Origin of the sequence: Kitasatospora sp. NPDC127067, from assembly GCF_042724755.1 — a bacterium.
In the GTDB taxonomy this organism is placed as follows: Bacteria; Actinomycetota; Actinomycetes; order Streptomycetales; family Streptomycetaceae; genus Kitasatospora; species Kitasatospora lactacystinica.
Genome location: NZ_JBHXEM010000004.1, coordinates 1 through 18055, shown reverse-complemented (window position 1 = coordinate 18055; position 18055 = coordinate 1). Strand labels below are relative to the sequence as shown.

Genomic DNA, 18055 nt, shown 5'->3' with positions numbered 1-18055 from the left:
CCGCTCGGCCGGTCGGTCACCGCAGCGGTGCGGCGGTCACCGGCCGATGACGGGGATGCCGGAGGCGAGCCAGCCCACGAGCACGCCCAGCGGTGCCGCGGCCACCGCGGCGTACGGCGTGATCCGGTAGCCGAGCCGCCGGGTGCCCCGGAAGGTCAGGGTCAGCAGCACGAGCAGGACCACGACGCCGAAGACGTCCAGGGCCACCGTCCCGGGGCCGTACAGGGCGAGCAGCTTCAGCACGTTGAGCACGAGCGATCCGAGGAACACCGCGACGGCGGTCACCGCGAGCACCACCGCGGCGAGCACCAGGTCCGCCGCCCAGTGGATCCGCGGCGGCGCGGACGGGGCGGCCGCTCGGCTCACCGGAGCGCCCCCGGGACGAGCGGCGGCGCGGGCGGGGCGTCCTTCGCGCCGGAGGGGCCGACGCGTACCGGGGTGTCCGTCATGGCAGGAGTCTGCCCGAGGGAGCGCCGTCCGTACATGGGTACGGGAATCCGGACGCCCGCTCGACTTCCGGTGGGCGGGGCGGCGGGTCCGTCGGCGGGCCGGCCGACGGGTGCGACGGGCCCGGGTACAGGGGCCGGACGCACCGGGATCGAGGTCACGGCAGGAGTCCGCAGGGGCCGGGCCGGGGCGCACACGAGTGCGGCTGCTCGTCCGCGGAACCGGGGGCCCCAGGGCGCGTCGTTGGCACTCTGGTTGACTGAGTGCTAACACGGCCCTATGGTCGTCCTTGGCACTCTCCACCGGGAGAGTGCTAACGCGACGACGTGTGTCTGACCCCCGCGACGGCAGGCCCGCAGGATCGCCCTACCCGTTAGAAAACCCCGTAATCTCCGAAGGGGAGCTCGGACGTGACCACCAGCAGCAAGGTTGCCATCAAGCCGCTCGAGGACCGCATTGTGGTCCAGCCGCTCGACGCCGAGACCACCACGGCCTCCGGCCTGGTTATCCCGGACACCGCCAAGGAGAAGCCCCAGGAGGGCGTCGTCCTGGCTGTCGGCCCGGGCCGCTTCGAGGACGGCCAGCGTCTGCCGCTCGACGTCGCCGTGGGTGACATCGTCCTGTACTCGAAGTACGGCGGCACCGAGGTGAAGTACCAGGGCGAGGAGTACCTGGTGCTCTCCGCCCGCGACGTCCTCGCGATCATCGAGAAGTAAGACGTTCCGACCCGCCCCGGATCCGTGTCCCAAGTGACAGGGGCCCGGGGCGTGGTTGTTGGTTCACGTAGTTCGGCGGCCGGTGGGCCGGCCGCAGCCCCGAGGGAATAGGGAACATGGCGAAGATCCTGCAGTTCGACGAGGACGCCCGCCGCTCGCTGGAGCGCGGTGTCAACAAGCTGGCCGACACCGTCAAGGTGACCATCGGCCCCAAGGGCCGCAACGTCGTCATCGACAAGAAGTTCGGCGCCCCGACCATCACCAACGACGGTGTCACCATCGCCCGCGAGGTCGAGCTGGACGACCCGTACGAGAACCTTGGCGCGCAGCTCGTCAAGGAGGTCGCCACCAAGACCAACGACGTCGCGGGTGACGGCACCACCACCGCCACCGTGCTGGCCCAGGCCCTGGTCAACGAGGGTCTGCGCAACGTCGCCGCCGGTGCCGGCCCGGCCGCCCTGAAGAAGGGCATCGACAAGGCCGTCGCCGCCGTCTCCGAGCACCTGCTCTCGATCGCCCGCGAGATCGAGGGCAAGGACGACGTCGCCGCCGTCGCGTCGCTCTCCGCCCAGGACACCCAGGTCGGCGAGCTGATCGCCGAGGCGATCGACAAGGTCGGCAAGGACGGTGTCATCACCGTCGAGGAGTCGAACACCTTCGGCGTGGAGCTGGACTTCACCGAGGGCATGCAGTTCGACAAGGGCTACCTGTCGCCGTACTTCGTCACCGACGCGGAGCGGCAGGAGGCGGTCCTGGAGGACCCGTACATCCTGATCAACCAGGGCAAGATCTCCTCCATCCAGGAGCTGCTGCCGCTGCTGGAGAAGATCCTCCAGGGCGGTGCCTCCAAGCCGCTGCTGATCATCGCCGAGGACGTCGACGGCGAGGCGCTGTCGACCCTGGTGGTCAACAAGATCCGCGGCACCTTCAACGCCGTCGCCGTCAAGGCCCCGGGCTTCGGCGACCGCCGCAAGGCGATCCTCGGCGACCTGGCCGTCCTGACCGGCGGCACGGTCATCTCCGAGGAGGTCGGCCTCAAGCTCGACCAGGTCGGCCTGGACGTGCTGGGCACCGCCCGCCGCGTGACCATCACCAAGGACGAGACCACCGTCGTCGACGGCGCCGGTGACTCCGAGGCCGTGGCCGGCCGCGTCGCCCAGATCAAGGGCGAGATCGCCGCGACCGACTCCGACTGGGACCGCGAGAAGCTGCAGGAGCGCCTGGCCAAGCTGGCCGGCGGCGTCTGCGTCATCAAGGTCGGCGCCGCCACCGAGGTGGAGCTGAAGGAGCGCAAGCACCGCCTGGAGGACGCCATCTCGGCGACCCGTGCCGCGGTCGAGGAGGGCATCGTCGCCGGCGGTGGCGCCTCCCTGGTCCACGCCGCCAAGGTGCTGGACGGTGGCCTGGGCCTGTCGGGCGACGAGGCGACCGGTGTCGCGGTCGTCCGCAAGGCGCTGCACGAGCCGCTGCGCTGGATCGCCCAGAACGCCGGCCTGGAGGGCTACGTCATCACCTCCAAGGTCTCCGAGCTGGAGGCCGGCCAGGGCTACAACGCCGCCACCGGTGAGTACGGCGACCTGGTGAAGGCCGGCGTCATCGACCCGGTCAAGGTCACCCGCTCCGCCCTGGAGAACGCCGCCTCGATCGCCTCCCTGCTTCTCACCACCGAGACCCTCGTGGTGGAGAAGAAGGAGGAGGAGGCCGACAACGGTCACGGCCACGGCCACGGCCACTCGCACTGAGGCTCCGACGCCTGACCGGAGGCCCGGTCCGCGCCCCGCGAGGGGTGGCGGGCCGGGCCTCCGGCGTTCACCTTCACCGTTCAACTATCAGTAGAATTTTGCAGAATGCAAAGATTGCCTTATAACTGAGGCATGATCGAGGCCCGCCATCTGCGCGTCCTGCGTGCCGTCGCCCGCACCGGCTCCTTCTCCGCCGCCGCCCGCGAGCTGGGGTGTACGCAGCCCGCCATCAGCCAGCAGATGAAGGCGCTGGAGAAGTCGGTGGACACCCCGCTGGTGGTCCGCTCGGGCCGCGGGATGCAGCTCAGCGAGGCCGGCCGGGTCCTGCTCAAGCATGCCACCGGAATCCTCGCCGGGCTCTCGGCCGCCGAGGAGGAGGTGGCCGCGATCGCCGGGCTGCGGGCCGGGCGGGTGCGGCTGGTCTCCTTCCCGACCGCGAGTTCCACCCTGGTGCCGCCCGCGGTCGCCCGCCTGCGGGACGGCCATCCGGGGGTGCGCGTGTCGCTGGTCGAGGCGGAGCCGCCGGAGTCGCTGGCGATGCTGCGCGGCGGCGAGTGCGAGATCGCGCTGGCCTTCCGCTACCCGCAGTCCGACGGTGCCGTCGCGCTCCCGGCGCCGGCCCACGGCACGCCGCGCGAGGCCCGGGCCGAGGCCAATCTGGAGGCGCAGCAGCTGACCGCGGGGTCCGACTGGTCCGATCTGGTGGTCACCCCGCTGCTGGACGACCCGCTGGTGGGCCTGCTGCCCGCCGGCCACGGGCTGGCGGGGCGGGGCGGGGCGGTGGGGCTGGCCGAGCTGGCGGGGGAGCAGTGGATCGCCGGCTGCCCGCAGTGCCGGGGGCACCTGGTGGAGCTGTGCGCCGGGGCGGGCTTCGAGCCGCGGATCGACTTCGCGACGGACGACTACCCGGCGGTGGTCGGCCTGGTGGCGGCCGGGCTGGGGGTGGCGGTGCTGCCCCGGCTGGCGCTCCGGTCGGTGCGTCCTGACGGCGTGTCGACGGTGCCGGTGCACACGGCCTCCGGGGTGCCCGCGGTGCGCCAGGTGGTCGCGCTGACCCTGCCGGACCTGGCGGAGGTGCCGGCCGTGGCGCTGATGCTGGAGCGGCTGGCGGGGGCGGCCGCCGATCGCTGACGGTGGGTGACGGGGCTGCGGGGGTCCGGTACGTAGGGTGAGCCAGAAGGCTGAAGCGCCGCGAAGGAACGTTTCTTCACGGCGCTCACGGGGTCGGGTCTAGCGCTGGGCGACCGCCGGCGGGGCCAGCGGGACCTCGACCAGTCGGTGCCGCGAGCGCCCCAGCATCTCCTCGCGTTCGTCCTCGGTCATCCCGCCCCAGACGCCGTACGGCTCACGGACCGCCAGCGCGTGCGCCGCGCACTCGGCGATCACCGGGCAGCGCATGCAGACCTCCTTGGCGCTGGCCTCGCGCGAACTGCGCGCGGCCCCGCGCTCGCCCTCGGGGTGGAAGAAGAGCGAGCTGTCCACGCCACGGCAGGCTGCGGAGAGCTGCCAGTCCCAGAGGTCCGCGTTGGGACCGGGGAGGCGGGAGAAATCTGCCATGGCTCATTCCCTTCAGAGGCTGTCGGCCGTCGGCCGGGCGTTCGGCGGGGCTGCTGCCGAGCGGTGCGGCGGGGCTTCGATGCACTGGTGTGGACACCTGGAAATATGACTTAAGGCAACTCCATGGACAAGTCACCCACACACTGGCACAACAGTCAATGACCATACGAAAGCTATAAAAACGGGCATAGTGGGCAAGGGCTCTGCCGGGCGCGGGCGTGGCAATCGGGTGGCCGACGGGCGCGCGACGTGCCGAATCGGTGTGCGGGTCGTACGCCCACCGCGCGCGAGCTGCGCAAAAGTGCGGCGTGTGCACCGCGATGCGGCTGATCGGTAATGGGTTGGCCACGTACAGTGGTGGAGGTGGCCCCGAAGGCCGTAACTCATTCGAGTGACGGTCGTTGGAAGTGCGGAGGCGGTTAGCGGGCGCCGGACGTCGGGAACGATCGCGGGCAGGTTGGGGCGATCAGGACGGAGTCTGTCGCCGATCGGCCGTGTCGGAGAGGTTCGTACCAGCCAGGAGGCTCAACGTGACGCGGATCAGCTGCGGAGGACGACGGTCATGACTTCCGTTCTCGTTTGCGACGATTCCCCGCTCGCCCGCGAGGCGCTTCGCCGCGCGGTCGCGACCGTACCCGGTGTGGACCGGGTCACCACCGCGACGAACGGGGAGGAGGTCCTCCGCCGCTGGGTGGCCGACCGCTCCGATCTCGTTCTGATGGACGTCCGGATGCCCGGCCTCGGCGGGGTCGAGACGGTCCGGCGGCTGCTGTCCGCCGACCCCGGCGCGCGGATCATCATGCTCACCGTCGCCGAGGACCTCGACGGCGTCGCGCTCGCGGTGGCCGCCGGCGCCCGCGGGTACCTGCACAAGGACGCCTCGCGCGCCGAGCTGCGGGCCACCGTCACCCAGGCCCTCGCCGACCCGACCTGGCGGCTCGCCCCGCGCCGGCTGCGCAGCCCCGACATGGGCGCGGCACCGACGCTGACGGCGCGTGAGATCCAGGTGCTGGAGGGCATGAGCCACGGCCGCAGCAACGCCGAGATCGGCCGTGAGCTGTTCCTCTCCGAGGACACCGTCAAGACCCACGCCCGACGGCTGTTCAAGAAGCTCGGGGCCTCCGACCGGGCGCACGCGGTGGCGCTGGGTTTCCGCTGGGGCCTGGTCCGCTGACCACCGGCGGCGCCGCCGGGTGCGGCGTGCCGCCGGCGGTTCCCGGAGCGGGTGCCGCACAGGCGTGTGACGTTACGGTCCCGAGGTTGCACCATGGAGGAGTGGAGCACCTCGGGGACCAGCGGACAGGCACTGCGGCGAACCACGCAGCCGCAGGACACTCGGCGGACGGCGCGACGGACGGGACCACCACCGATCGCGGCGGGGCGGGAGGCGGCACGGTGCAGGAGGGGCCGGTGGTGCGGGGCACGCCCTACGGTGCCGCAGCGCATAACGTTCCGGTGCACAACTCCGGACGCGGTGCCGCGTTTTCCCGCTCGACCAGGCACCATGGACCGATGCGCGACGACGTCGCCGGTACGGCCGGCCAGGCGGACCCGGCGGAGGCCGAGCCCTCCGGTCCGGGCCGTGATCCGTCGTACGCCGACTCCGACGGTCCCGTCGGCATGACCGGCCCGGACCGCCCGCCGGTGCTCGGCACGGGCGGCTCGCCGTTGATGGGCGAACTGGTCGCGGCCGCGGTCCGCGGCGAGGGCCCGGCGATCGACGCGCTGCTCGCCTACGTCCACCCGCTGGCGCTGAGGTACTGCCGCGCCCGGCTGGTCCGGCTGCCCGGCGGGGCCCGGCACCACGTGGACGACGTCGCGCAGGAGGTCTGCGTGGCCGTGCTCTGCGCGCTGCCCCGGTACAAGGACCAGGGGCGCCCGTTCGAGGCCTTCGTGTACGGGATCGCCGCGCACAAGATCGCCGACCTCCAGCGGGCCGCGATGCGCGGACCCGGGTCGACCGTCGTGCCGCAGGACGACCTGCCCGAGGTGCCGGACGAGGCGCTCGGCCCCGAGGAGCAGGCGCTGCTGAGCAGCGACGCCGCCTGGGCGAAGGAACTCCTCTCCAACCTGCCGGCCCGTCAGCGCGAGCTGGTGCTGCTGCGGGTGGCCGCCGGGCTGTCGGCGGAGGAGACCGGCGAGGTGCTCGGGATGTCGCCCGGCGCCGTCCGGGTCGCCCAGCACCGGGCGCTCAGCCGGCTGCGGGCCCTCGCGGAGGAGTCCTCCTGATCGGGTCCCCCGATCCGGCCGCCCGTCCCGATCCGCACTCTTTCCACCGTTTCCGGGCGGAATGAGCCACGGGGCCGGGTTGTTGTCAAGGGCACACGAGGACACATTCGCGGTGCCAGTACCATGGGGTATCGGCGCCTGGGCGGGTTGCCAAAGTTTGACGGGTGCGCTCTGGGTCCCCTTGGAGGATCCTCCCATTGCATCCGGCTTCGGCGGTCTGCGCGAGTGAGCGATGAATGCGCCCCCACCCTCGGGCGTGAGCGGATAAGGCCGGCCACGGAAGGTACCCCCCAAATGTCTTACAACGCCGCAGGCGTACCCGAGAAGTTCGCGATGCTCGGGCTCACGTACGACGACGTGCTGCTGCTGCCCGGGGCCTCCGAGGTGCTGCCGAACCAGGTGGACACCTCCTCGCGGGTCTCCCGGAACGTGCGCGTCAACATCCCGCTGCTGTCCGCGGCGATGGACAAGGTGACCGAGTCGCGCATGGCCATCGCCATGGCCCGCCAGGGCGGCGTCGGCGTGCTGCACCGCAACCTGTCGGTCGAGGACCAGGCCAACCAGGTCGACCTGGTCAAGCGCTCCGAGTCCGGCATGGTCACCGACCCGATCACGGTCGGCCCGGAGACCACCCTGGCCGAGGCCGACGCGCTGTGCGCCAAGTTCCGCATCTCCGGCGTGCCGATCGCCGACGAGGCCGGCAAGCTGCTCGGCATCGTCACCAACCGCGACATGGCCTTCGAGTCGGACCGCAGCCGCCAGGTCCGCGAGATCATGACCCCGATGCCGCTGATCACCGGCAAGGTCGGCATCTCCGGGGTGGACGCGATGGCCCTGCTGCGCCGCCACAAGATCGAGAAGCTGCCGCTGGTCGACGACGAGGGCCGGATCAAGGGCCTGATCACCGTCAAGGACTTCGTCAAGGCCGAGCAGTACCCGAACGCGGCCAAGGACGCCGAGGGCCGGCTGCTGGTCGGCGCCGCCGTCGGTGCCAGCGCCGAGGCGTTCGACCGGGCCCAGGCCCTGGTCGAGGCCGGTGCGGACTTCCTGGTGGTGGACACCTCGCACGGCCACAGCCACAACGCGCTGGCCTGGATCGCGAAGATCAAGTCGGCCGTCAAGATCGACGTGGTCGGCGGCAACGTGGCCACCCGGGACGGCGCCCAGGCGCTGATCGACGCCGGCGTGGACGGCGTCAAGGTCGGCGTCGGCCCCGGCTCCATCTGCACCACCCGCGTGGTCGCCGGCATCGGCGTCCCGCAGGTCACGGCCATCTACGAGGCCGCCCAGGCCTGCCTGGCGGCCGGCGTGCCGGTCATCGGCGACGGCGGCCTGCAGTACTCGGGCGACATCGGCAAGGCGCTCGCCGCCGGTGCCGACACCGTGATGCTCGGCTCGCTGCTGGCCGGCTGCGAGGAGTCCCCGGGCGAGCTGATGTTCATCAACGGCAAGCAGTTCAAGTCCTACCGCGGCATGGGCTCGCTCGGCGCCATGCAGTCCCGCGGCCAGGGCCGCTCGTACTCCAAGGACCGCTACTTCCAGGCCGAGGTGGCCTCGGACGACAAGCTCGTCCCCGAGGGCATCGAGGGCCAGGTGCCCTACCGCGGCCCGCTGTCGGCCGTGCTGCACCAGCTCGTCGGCGGTCTGCGCCAGACCATGGGCTACGTCGGCGCCGCCACCGTCGCCGAGATGGAGAGCAAGGGCCGGTTCGTCCGGATCACCTCGGCGGGCCTCAAGGAGAGCCACCCGCACGACATCCAGATGACCGTCGAGGCGCCGAACTACTCGGCCCGCTGACCCGCCGAACCCCCGAAGGGCCCGCTGCCGCACCGCGGCGACGGGCCCTTCGGGCTGCCCGGGGCGCGGTCGGCGTGCGTCGGTGGTGCGGCCCGGGGGCGCGGCTCCGGGCGCGGCCGGAGGCGTCCGGGGCGTGTCCGGGCCGTGGGCCGTCGGGGCGGGACCAGCGGCAGTACGGGATACTGGGGTGCGGCCGGGGTGACCCGGCGCGGGCATGAGCAACAAAGCAGAAGGGCTCGAAGTGACTGAGATCGAGATCGGGCGAGGCAAGCGCGGCCGACGGGCGTACGCCTTCGACGACATCGCCGTCGTCCCCAGCCGCCGTACCCGGGACCCGAAGGAGGTCTCGATCGCCTGGCAGATCGACGCGTACCGCTTCGAGCTGCCGTTCCTGGCCGCCCCGATGGACAGCGTGGTCTCGCCGCAGCAGGCCATCCAGATCGGCCGCCTCGGCGGTCTGGGCGTACTGAACCTCGAAGGCCTGTGGACCCGCTACGAGGACCCGCAGCCGTTGCTGGACGAGATCGCCGCGATCACCGACGAGTCCACCGCGACCCGCCGCCTCCAGGAGATCTACGCGGCGCCGATCCGCGCCGAGCTGATCAAGCAGCGGATCCAGGAGGTCCGCGACTCCGGTGTGGTCACCGCCGCCGCGCTCTCGCCGCAGCGCACCGCCGAGTTCTCCAAGGCCGTGGTCGACGCAGGCGTCGACGTCTTCGTCATCCGCGGCACCACCGTCTCGGCCGAGCACGTCTCCAGCGCCGCCGAGCCGCTCAACCTCAAGCAGTTCATCTACGAGCTGGACGTCCCGGTGATCGTCGGCGGCTGCGCCACCTACACCGCCGCGCTGCACCTGATGCGCACCGGCGCCGCCGGCGTCCTGGTCGGGTTCGGCGGGGGCGCCGCCCACACCACCCGGAACGTCCTGGGCATCCAGGTGCCGATGGCGACCGCCGTGGCCGACGTGGCGGCCGCCCGTCGCGACTACATGGACGAGTCCGGCGGGCGCTACGTGCACGTGATCGCGGACGGGGGCGTCGGCTACAGCGGGGACATCCCGAAGGCGGTCGCCTGCGGCGCGGACGCGGTGATGATCGGGGCCGCGCTGGCCCGGGCGACCGACGCCCCGGGCAAGGGGTTCCACTGGGGGATGGAGGCCGTCCACGAGGAGCTGCCGCGCGGCAAGCGGGTGAACCTCGGCGCGGTCGGCACCACCGAGGAGATCCTCACCGGGCCTTCGCACACCCCGGACGGGACCATGAACCTGTTCGGTGCGCTGCGGCGCGCGATGGCCACCACGGGGTACACGGAGCTCAAGGAGTTCCAGCGGGTCGAGGTGACGGTGAACCCGGCGCTCGATCACCGCTGACGGGTGTCGACGGAGGCCCCTGCCGGGAATCGGCGGGGGCCTTCGGGGTTTTCGGGGGGCTTCCGGGAGGGGCGCCGGCGTCAGCTCCGGGTGGCGGTGCGGCGGGTGAGGAGGAAGCCGCCGATGAGGGCGATGGTGTAGAAGGCGGCGTCGAGGGGGCGGAGGTCGGCGCGCCAGGCGGTGACGGTGTCGTGCAGCAGGCCGCGGGGGGCGGGGCCCTCGGCGCGCAGGCGGCGGAGGTGTTCGATCAGTTGGCCGAGGAGGAGGGCGCCGGCGGCGAGGAGGGCGCCGAGCGGGGGGAGCGAGCGGCTCTTGCCGCCGAGGCGGCCGAGGGGGAGGGCGACCAGGCCGGCCGGGGCGATGGCCAGCCAGCCGAGGCTGTCGGCGGCGCGCAGGGGGGCGCTGCCGTAGGCCAGGCCGCCGATCAGCATGGCGAGCAGGGCGAGGGCCACGGCCAGGGCGGTGCGGCGGCGGGGGACGGGCCGGGGCGGGGGTTCGGTGGGTTCGAAACCGGCCACGGGGGCGCCGGGCATGCCGGGGGCGACGTAGCCCTCGGGGGCGGCCGGGGGCGGCGCGACCGAGTAGTGCTCGGCGGTGCGGGGCCGGGTCGATGGGCCGTCAGTGCCCGGCGCGGGTGCGGTCATGGGCGTCGAATCCCCCCGGAAAGACGATGAGCTGCCGAACGGTAGCAGTGGTTCGGGCAGATCTTGGCGAGTTTTCGATCACAGATCGAGCACGGAGCGCCGCGCCCGTTCCGGTTCGTCCCGGCTTGTGGCGGGGGCCGGGTGGTCGCGGGCCCTCCGGACAGGAGATGATGGAGGCTTGGGCGTCCGGGCCCCAGGTCGGGCCGACGTGCCGTCACCACGACCGCCAGCAGCACATGGGGGAACGTTCCGAATGACCCAGGCGAAGGGTTCCACCGGCCGCCTCCTGGCCGGCCGCTACCGCCTGAACGGCGTGCTCGGGCGCGGTGGCATGGGCACGGTCTGGCGCGCCGAGGACGAGATGCTGGGCCGGACCGTCGCGGTCAAGGAACTGCGGATGAACGCCAGCGTCGACGAGGAGGAGAAGCACCGGCTGATCACCCGGACGCTGCGCGAGGCCAAGGCGACCGCGCGGATCCGGCACAGTTCGGCGGTGACGGTCTTCGACGTGGTCGACGAGGACGACCGGCCGTGGATCGTCATGGAGCTGGTCGAGTCCCGCTCGCTGGCCGACGTGGTGCGGGAGGACGGGCCGTTGGAGCCCGCCCGGGCCGCGGAGATCGCGCTGGACGTGCTGGGTGTGCTGAGCGCGGCGCACGCGCTGGGCATCCTGCACCGGGACGTCAAGCCGTCCAACGTGCTGATCGGCGAGGACGGCCGGGTGGTGCTCACCGACTTCGGCATCGCCAGTGTGGAGGGCGACGCCTCCGTCACCTCGACCGGGATGCTGGTCGGCGCGCCCTCGTACATCTCGCCGGAGCGGGCCCGCGGGCAGAAGCCCGGGCCGCCGGCCGATCTGTGGTCGCTGGGCGGCACGCTGTACGCGATGGTCGAGGGCCGGCCGCCGTACGACCGGGGCTCCGCGCTGGCCACGCTGACCGCGGTGATGACCGAGGACCTGGCGGCGCCGGTGAACGCCGGGCCGCTGCGGCCGGTGATCGAGGGGCTGCTGGCGAAGGACCCGGCCGAGCGCCTGGACGCCTCGCAGACCCGGTCGATGCTCAAGCGGGTGGTCGCGGAGTCCACCGCGCGGGCGGAGTCGACCACCGAGCACGCGGTGCCGGTGGAGAAGGCGGCGCCGGAGCCCGCGAAGGAGAAGCCGGAGCAGGCCGAGGAGGGCCGCAAGCGGCCCGTGGCCGGGCTGCTGGGGACGGTCCGGGTCGGTAGCCGGGCCCAGGACGAGGAGCCCGTCGAGAAGCCGGCCGGGGAGCCGGAGGCGCCGGAGCCGGAGTCGATCCGGCCGGTGACCAGTGAGTGGACGATGGGCGCGACGCAGGCGGCCGGGGCCGACCCGCGCACCGGTCGGCGGCGGTTGGCCATCGCCACCGTGATCGTGGTGCTGCTGCTGATCGCCGGGGTGGTGGCGGTGCTCCGGATGGTCGGCAACGAGGACGGCGGGTCGGGCGGCGGGGCCGCGCAGAGCGCGGGGGCCACCGCGCCGGTGGTGGCGGGTACGGAGCCGGAGTCGAGCCCGAGTGCGGCGGCGCCGCCGGCGGGCGGACCCGCGCCGCAGCCGACCGGCGACCCGGCCGCGGTGCCGGACGCGCCCGTGCAGTCGGCCGGTGCGCCGGCGGCTCCCGTGCAGCCCCCGGCACCGGTCCAGACCCCGGCGCAGCCCACGCCGGGGGGCGTGCCGGCCGGGTACCACGAGTACAAGGACCCGAGCGGCTTCTCGGTCGTGCTGCCGGACGGTCTGCAGCCGACGGCGTCCGACGCCAATCGGCGGATCTTCAAGAACGCGGCGGACGGCAGCCAGCTGCGGATCGAGTGGACCACGTCGCCCGGCGCGAGCGCGGTCGCCGACTGGCAGGAGTCGGAGCCGAGCGTCCGCGGGCAGGTCACCAACTACCAGCGGCTGAACCTGGCGGCGATCACCTACCGGCAGTGGAGCAACGCCGCGGACTGGGAGTGGACCAACGGCACGCCCAGGATGCACTCGCTCAACCGCGGCTTCGTGACCGGGACCCCGGCCAAGTACGGGTACTCGATCTACTGGATCGTCCCGGACGCCGAGTGGGCGGCCCAGGCCCCGGTCCGGGACGTCGTCTTCAACAGCTTCCAGCCCGCGCCGTAGACAGGCCCTACCCGATCAGGCGTTGCTTGGCGCGGGTGAACTCGTCCTCGGTGAGGGCACCGGAGGTGCGCAGGGCGGCCAGCCGTTCGAGCTGGTTGATGAGCTGTTCGCCGGTGGCGGCTCCGGCCGGTGCGGCGGGCAGGGCCTTCGGGGTGTTGCGGGCGGTGCGGGCGGCGGCCCGGAGCCGCTCGGCGAAGAACTCGGCCTTGACCACGTCCTCGAAGCGGTGCGAGCCGGTGAGCGCCACCACCAGCAGCACTTCGCCGTTGAGCTTGGTGCGGGTCACGGTGACGTCGCTGACGGCGGCGAGCGGAACCGGGACCGGCGGCTTGCCGTCCTTCAGGAACAGGAGCCGATGGGTGGTCAGCACGAGCACTCCCTTGCGGAAGTGCTCGGGGTGGCGCCCGGCGGTGGAGGCGACCGGTTTCTCGCCGTCGATGACGGTCGCCTCCACGGCGCGGACGGCCTCGGCCTGGTTGGCCTTGCTGCTGTTCCCGGACGCCTCGAGGGCGGTGTCGATCAGATCGGTCCAGTCCATGGATCGAGCCTAAGGGAGCCGCTCAGTAGGCTGGTCGGCGAGCGAGAGGAACTGGCATGCGAGGCGGCCCCGAGCTGTTGCTGGCGGGACGGTACCGGCTGACGGACCGTCCCGGACCGCTGAGCGCCCACGCGGTGGACGAGCGGACCGGAGAATCGGTGCTGCTGAGCGCCCTGGAGCTGCCGGGGCTGCTGACGGTGGGGCAGGATCCGGAGGACGCTGCCGCGGCACAGGCGGACCGCCTGGTGCGGCGGGTGGCGGCGGTCGGTTCGGCCGCGCCGGTCGCGCACCCGCGGCTGCTGCGGGGGGTCGGCGCGTTCGTCGAGGGCGAGCTGCTGTGGACGGTGGAGGAGCGGCCGGCCGGGTGGACGGTGGCCGAGCTGCTCGCCGAGGGGCCGCTGCCGCCGTACCGGGCGGCCGAGTTGGCGGCGGACCTGGCGGGCGCGCTGCGGGCGCTGCACGCGGCCGGGCTGACCCACGGTGACCTGACCGCGGAGTCCGTGCTGGTCTGCGAGGACGGTGCGGCGATGCTCGGCGGACTGCTCGCCGGGGTGGCGCAGGAGGCGCTGGCCGAGGAGCTCGGCGGGCCGGCCGGTCGGCGCCGGTACGAGGTGCGGGCGACCCTGGTCGGTCCGGTGGCGGAGCGTTGGCCGCTGGACGGCGGCCCGGCGGGCGACTGCTGGGCGCTCGGGGTGCTGGTGCAGCGGATGGTCACCGGCCGCGCGCCGTACCCGGAGCGGAACGTGCCGGAGCTGGTGACGGCCGTACGGGACGGGCGGCGCGAGCCCTCGGTGGTGTGCGGGCCGCTCGGGCCGCTGGTGGAGCGGCTGTTGCAGGCCGATCCGGTGCGGCGGCCGACGGCGGAGGCGGTGCGCGGGGAGCTGGCGGAGCTGCTGGCGGGGGCGCCGGAGCCGGTCGACGAGGAGCGGGTGGCGGCGATCGCGGTGCCCGCGCCGGCGGAGTCGCGGCAGCCGCGCCGGCGGGGCGGGAGGACCGGGGGCCCCGGGGGCGGCAGGAGTGCCCGAAAGGGCGGGAACGGCGGGGACTTCGGGGCAGGAAACGGTGCGAAGCCGCCCCGGATACCCCCGGCCCTATTGGGCCCGCTGTTGGTCGGTGGAGTGTTTGCGCTGCTCGCGCTGGGAATTGTCGCGGTGGTGCTGTTCGCGGGCTGACGATCCGCTGGGATTCCGGTCCTGCGGTTCAGCGGGTGGGCGTGATTACCCGGGGCGGCAAGGTGCGCCTAATGTGTGCGTGGGATTTGTTCGAACAGTGGTCTGCACCAGGCCCTCCGTCGCTGTGACGGCTGGCGGAGTGTGTGGGGGAGCGGGCGCAGATGGGCGTGCAGGACCGGCCGGAGGCGGCCGAGGCGGAGCGGTTGCTGGCCGGGCGGTACGAGCTCGGCGAGCGGCTCGGCCGGGGCGGCATGGGCACCGTCTGGCGGGCCTGGGACCGGATGCTCGACCGCGAGGTCGCGGTCAAGGAGCTGACCGTCAACCACCTGCCCGAGGAGGACCTCCAGATCCTGCACACCCGGATGAAGCGGGAGGCCAGCGCGGCCGCGCGGATCAAGCACCCCGGTGTGATCACCGTGCACGACGTGCTGGAGCAGGACGGCCGGCCGTGGATCGTGATGGAGCTGGTCGACGGCCGCTCGCTGGCCGACGTGATCAGCCAGGACGGCACCCTGCAGCCGCGCGCCGCCGCCGAGGTCGGCAGCCAGGTGCTGGCCGCGTTGCACCGGGGCCACCAGCTGGGCGTGCTGCACCGGGACGTGAAGCCGGCCAACGTGCTGCTGGAGCGCGGCACCGGGCGGGTGGTGCTGCTGGACTTCGGCATCGCGAAGTACGAGGGCTCGACCGAGCTGACCCGGCCGGGGGACCTGGTCGGGTCGCCGGACTACCTGGCGCCGGAGCGTGCCCAGGGCCAGCGGCCCGGGCCGGCCTCCGACCTGTGGGGCCTCGGGGCGACGCTGTACGCGGCGGTCGAGGGCCAGTCGCCGTTCCGGCGGGATTCGCCGATCACCACGCTCGCCGCGGTGGTCGACGAGCCGCTGCCGGAGTCGCGGCGGGCCGGGCCGCTGGGGCCGGTGCTGGCCGCGCTGATGGCCAAGGACCCGGCCGAGCGGCCCACCGCGGACGAGGCGGCCAAGATGCTGGCCGAGGTGCAGGCCGGGCACACGATGGGCCTGAAGTCGGTCGCGGCGGTGCGCACGCCCACCCGGTCGGTGCCGGTGGTGGACCGCAACGACGGCCCGGTGCCCGAGGCGGAGCCGGCCGAGGGCTCCGAGGAGCCGACCGAGCCGAAGGCCGCCGCACCCGCCGCGCCCGTCGTCCCCGTCGTTCCTGTCGAACCGGACACCACCGGGGGCGCACAGGCCGCTGCCCGGGCGCACACCGGGCCCGTCGCGCCGGTGCCGCACTCCGTCACGCCCGAGCGGGGACCGGCCAAGCGCCGCAGCCTGCTGAAGATCGTCGGCATCGCGGTGGCCGTCGGCCTGCTGGCCGCCGCGGGCACCTTCCTGGTCACCCGGCACGTGGTCGGCGGCGACAGCCCCAACGACCCGACGCCGACCGCCGCGGAGTCCACCGGGCCCGAACCCACCAGCGACGCCACCCCCGCGGTGGCCCCGCCCAACGGCTACCACTGGGTCGACGACCCGGCCGGCTTCCGCTTCCCGCTGCCGAACGGCACCCCGCCCTGGCAGCGGATCAGCGCCGGCGACAACCAGATCTTCTACAGCCCCGACGGCAAGGTGCACTACCTCCAGTTCGCCGTCACCGTCGGCCAGTCGGTCAAGCCGCTGGAGCACATGCGGCAGATGGAGGCCAGCGTCTCCAAGTCGCTCAAGGACTACAAGCAGCACCGGATGGCCGGCACGGCGGTGAAGGGCCAGGAGGCGGCGGTCTGGGAGTTCAGCTACCTGGCCAAGGAGGGCGGCCGCCGGCGCGCGATCGAGACCGAGTTCATCAGCCAGGACGGCACCAGCTACGCGATCTACTCGTCCAGCCCGGAGCGGGGCAGCGAGTGGAACGAGGCCGAGCAGCGCTTCTACGCCGTGCTCAACAGCTTCACCCCGACCCGCTGACCGGGGCCGGTCGAGGCGCCCGCTTTCACCCGACTGCGGCAGATTCTTGTTACCGACGGGTACCGGACCGGGCGCCGAACGCCTAGGCTGCGCCGTATGTCGGACCTCACAGCAGACGCAGTGGCCACCGAACACCCCGGCACGGGCAACCCGGCGGCACCCGGCGGCGCGCGGACCGTCGCCGCGGCCGTCCCGCCGTCCCTGGTCGCCAGGCTGGCGACCGGCGTCACCGCCACCGGCGAGCCCGACCTGGTGGAGACCGTCGCCCCGCTGACCGGCGAGCGGCTGGCCAGCCTGCCGCAGTCCACCCCGGCCGACGTCGAGGTCGCCTTCCAGCTGGCCCGCCGCGCCCAGGCCGCCTGGGCCGCTCTGCCGGTGCGCCGCCGGGCCGCCGTCCTGCTGCGCTTCCACGACCTGCTGCTCAAGCGGCAGGACGAGGTGCTGGACCTCGTCCAGGCGGAGACCGGCAAGGCCCGGCTGCACGCCTTCGAGGAGGTGCTGGCCGTCGCCATGGCCGCCCGGCACTACGGGCGGGCCGCGCACGGATACCTCCGGGACAAGCGGCGCGGCGGCGCGCTGCCGGTGCTCACCCAGGCCGTCGAGGCCCGCCGGCCCAAGGGCGTGGTCGGCCACATCTCGCCGTGGAACTACCCGCTGGAGCTGTCCGTCGGCGACGCCCTGCCCGCCTTCGTGGCCGGCAACGCGGTGGTCAACAAGCCCGACACCCAGACCGCGCTGACCGCGCTGTGGGCCCGCGAGCTGCTGATCGAGGCCGGGCTGCCGGCCGACCTGTGGCAGATCGTGATCGGCGACGGCCCGGTGATCGGCCCCGCCGTGGTGGAGCACGCCGACTACGTCTCGTTCACCGGCTCCACCCGTACCGGCCGCGACGTCGCCCAGCGCGCCGCCGCCCGGCTGGTCGGCGCCTCGCTCGAACTCGGCGGCAAGAACGCCATGCTGGTGCTCGCCGACGCCGACCTCGACGCGGCCGCCGCCGGCGCCGTACGGGCCTGCTTCTCCTCCGCCGGACAGCTGTGCATCTCGATCGAGCGGCTGCTGGTGCACCGCTCGGTGGCCGACGAGTTCCTGGAGCGCTTCGCCGCCCGCACCCGGGCGCTGCGCCTCGGCGGCGGCCTCGCGTACGGCGCCGACATGGGCTCGCTGGTCTCCGTCCGCCAGCTGGAGACCACCACCCGGCACGTCGACGAGGCGGTCAAGGCGGGCGCCACCGTGGTCGCCGGCGGACGGGCCCGGCCGGACCTCGGCCCGTTCTTCTTCGAGCCGACCATCCTCGACGGCGTCACCCCGGACATGGCGGTCTGCGCCGAGGAGACCTTCGGCCCGGTCGTCTCCGTCTACCGCTTCGACACCGACGAGGAGGCGGTGGCCGCCGCCAACTCCACGCCGTACGGCCTCAACTCCAGCGTCTGGACCAGGGACCTGCGGCGCGGCCGGACGGTCGCGGCCCGGCTGCGCACCGGCACGGTCAACGTCAACGAGGCGTACGCCGCCGCGTACGGCTCGATCGCCTCGCCGATGGGTGGGATGGGCGACTCCGGGCTGGGCCGCCGGCACGGCGCCGAGGGCATCCTGCGCTTCACCGAGGCGCAGACCATCGCGACCCAGCGGCTGATGCCGATCGCGCCCTCGTTCGGCCTGGACGACAAGCAGTTCGCCGCGGTGATGACCGGCGGCCTGCGGGCGCTCAAGGCGCTGCGCTTCAAGTAGGCCCGCTTCACGTAGGCCCGCTTCAAGCGGGCCCGGGCGGCGGGCCGGGCCCCGCAGTGCGCGCGGGCC

The 18055-nt window shown here is 73.4% G+C and carries 15 protein-coding genes; 11 read left to right on the top strand and 4 right to left on the bottom strand.

From position 1 onward, the window contains the following. Nucleotides 1-36: 36 nt before the first annotated feature. The gene (locus ACFWJ4_RS02655; RefSeq protein ID WP_380538502.1) at nt 37-366 is read right to left on the bottom strand and encodes a hypothetical protein; all 330 of its coding nucleotides are present in this window, start codon (nt 364-366) and stop codon (nt 37-39) included. Nucleotides 367-857: 491 nt separating this feature from the next. Here ACFWJ4_RS02655 and groES point away from each other — a divergent pair, with 491 nt between their 5' ends. From groES to ACFWJ4_RS02640, 3 genes are all read left to right on the top strand, one after another. Continuing rightward, the gene (gene groES, locus ACFWJ4_RS02650) at nt 858-1163 is read left to right on the top strand and encodes a co-chaperone GroES (protein ID WP_014136232.1); all 306 of its coding nucleotides are present in this window, start codon (nt 858-860) and stop codon (nt 1161-1163) included. A gap of 116 nt (nt 1164-1279) precedes the next feature. Next, nucleotides 1280-2905 carry a chaperonin GroEL gene (gene groL / locus ACFWJ4_RS02645; RefSeq protein ID WP_359897486.1) on the top strand — a complete coding sequence of 542 codons (1626 nt, stop codon included), beginning with the start codon at nt 1280-1282 and terminating at the stop codon, nt 2903-2905. 132 nt (nt 2906-3037) lie between these two features. Next, the gene (locus ACFWJ4_RS02640) at nt 3038-4036 is read left to right on the top strand and encodes a LysR family transcriptional regulator (RefSeq protein ID WP_380538500.1); all 999 of its coding nucleotides are present in this window, start codon (nt 3038-3040) and stop codon (nt 4034-4036) included. A 99-nt stretch (nt 4037-4135) separates the two neighbouring features. On the opposite strand, the gene ACFWJ4_RS02635 is transcribed toward ACFWJ4_RS02640, so the two are convergent. Next, nucleotides 4136-4462, bottom strand: a complete 327-nt coding sequence (locus ACFWJ4_RS02635) for a WhiB family transcriptional regulator (protein WP_049654358.1) — start codon at nt 4460-4462, stop codon at nt 4136-4138. A gap of 562 nt (nt 4463-5024) precedes the next feature. On the opposite strand from ACFWJ4_RS02635, the gene ACFWJ4_RS02630 reads away from it, so the two are divergent. From ACFWJ4_RS02630 to ACFWJ4_RS02615, 4 genes are all read left to right on the top strand, one after another. Beyond that, nucleotides 5025-5636, top strand: a complete 612-nt coding sequence (locus tag ACFWJ4_RS02630) for a response regulator transcription factor (RefSeq protein ID WP_014136228.1) — start codon at nt 5025-5027, stop codon at nt 5634-5636. 446 nt (nt 5637-6082) lie between these two features. After that, the gene (gene shbA, locus ACFWJ4_RS02625) at nt 6083-6691 is read left to right on the top strand and encodes an RNA polymerase sigma factor ShbA (RefSeq protein ID WP_380356914.1); all 609 of its coding nucleotides are present in this window, start codon (nt 6083-6085) and stop codon (nt 6689-6691) included. A 294-nt stretch (nt 6692-6985) separates the two neighbouring features. Beyond that, nucleotides 6986-8488: an IMP dehydrogenase gene (gene guaB, locus ACFWJ4_RS02620; protein WP_359897484.1), complete on the top strand. Its 1503-nt coding sequence runs from the start codon at nt 6986-6988 to the stop codon at nt 8486-8488. 241 nt (nt 8489-8729) lie between these two features. Then, entirely contained in the window at nt 8730-9857 is a 1128-nt protein-coding gene (locus tag ACFWJ4_RS02615) for a GuaB3 family IMP dehydrogenase-related protein (RefSeq protein ID WP_380356899.1), read from the top strand. A gap of 80 nt (nt 9858-9937) precedes the next feature. On the opposite strand, the gene ACFWJ4_RS02610 is transcribed toward ACFWJ4_RS02615, so the two are convergent. Further along, nucleotides 9938-10501 (bottom strand): hypothetical protein, encoded by a 564-nt coding sequence (locus ACFWJ4_RS02610; protein ID WP_380538498.1) that lies wholly within the window; start codon nt 10499-10501, stop codon nt 9938-9940. Between the two features lie 253 nt (nt 10502-10754). Between ACFWJ4_RS02610 and ACFWJ4_RS02605 the strand changes: the two genes are divergently transcribed. Further along, on the top strand, nt 10755-12635 hold the full coding sequence (locus ACFWJ4_RS02605) for a serine/threonine-protein kinase (protein WP_380538496.1): 1881 nt from the start codon (nt 10755-10757) through the stop codon (nt 12633-12635). A 7-nt stretch (nt 12636-12642) separates the two neighbouring features. Here ACFWJ4_RS02605 and ACFWJ4_RS02600 read toward each other — a convergent pair whose 3' ends face one another. Next, on the bottom strand, nt 12643-13173 hold the full coding sequence (locus ACFWJ4_RS02600) for an SHOCT domain-containing protein (RefSeq protein ID WP_380538494.1): 531 nt from the start codon (nt 13171-13173) through the stop codon (nt 12643-12645). Nucleotides 13174-13229: 56 nt separating this feature from the next. Between ACFWJ4_RS02600 and ACFWJ4_RS02595 the strand changes: the two genes are divergently transcribed. The 3 genes from ACFWJ4_RS02595 to ACFWJ4_RS02585 all read left to right on the top strand — a co-directional run bounded on the left by ACFWJ4_RS02595 (nt 13230) and on the right by ACFWJ4_RS02585 (nt 17986). Continuing rightward, the gene (locus ACFWJ4_RS02595; protein ID WP_380538492.1) at nt 13230-14345 is read left to right on the top strand and encodes a protein kinase; all 1116 of its coding nucleotides are present in this window, start codon (nt 13230-13232) and stop codon (nt 14343-14345) included. Nucleotides 14346-14506: 161 nt separating this feature from the next. Further along, the gene (locus tag ACFWJ4_RS02590) at nt 14507-16258 is read left to right on the top strand and encodes a protein kinase (RefSeq protein WP_380538490.1); all 1752 of its coding nucleotides are present in this window, start codon (nt 14507-14509) and stop codon (nt 16256-16258) included. 96 nt (nt 16259-16354) lie between these two features. Continuing rightward, the gene (locus ACFWJ4_RS02585; protein ID WP_380538488.1) at nt 16355-17986 is read left to right on the top strand and encodes a succinic semialdehyde dehydrogenase; all 1632 of its coding nucleotides are present in this window, start codon (nt 16355-16357) and stop codon (nt 17984-17986) included. The last annotated feature ends 69 nt before the right edge of the window (nt 17987-18055 follow it).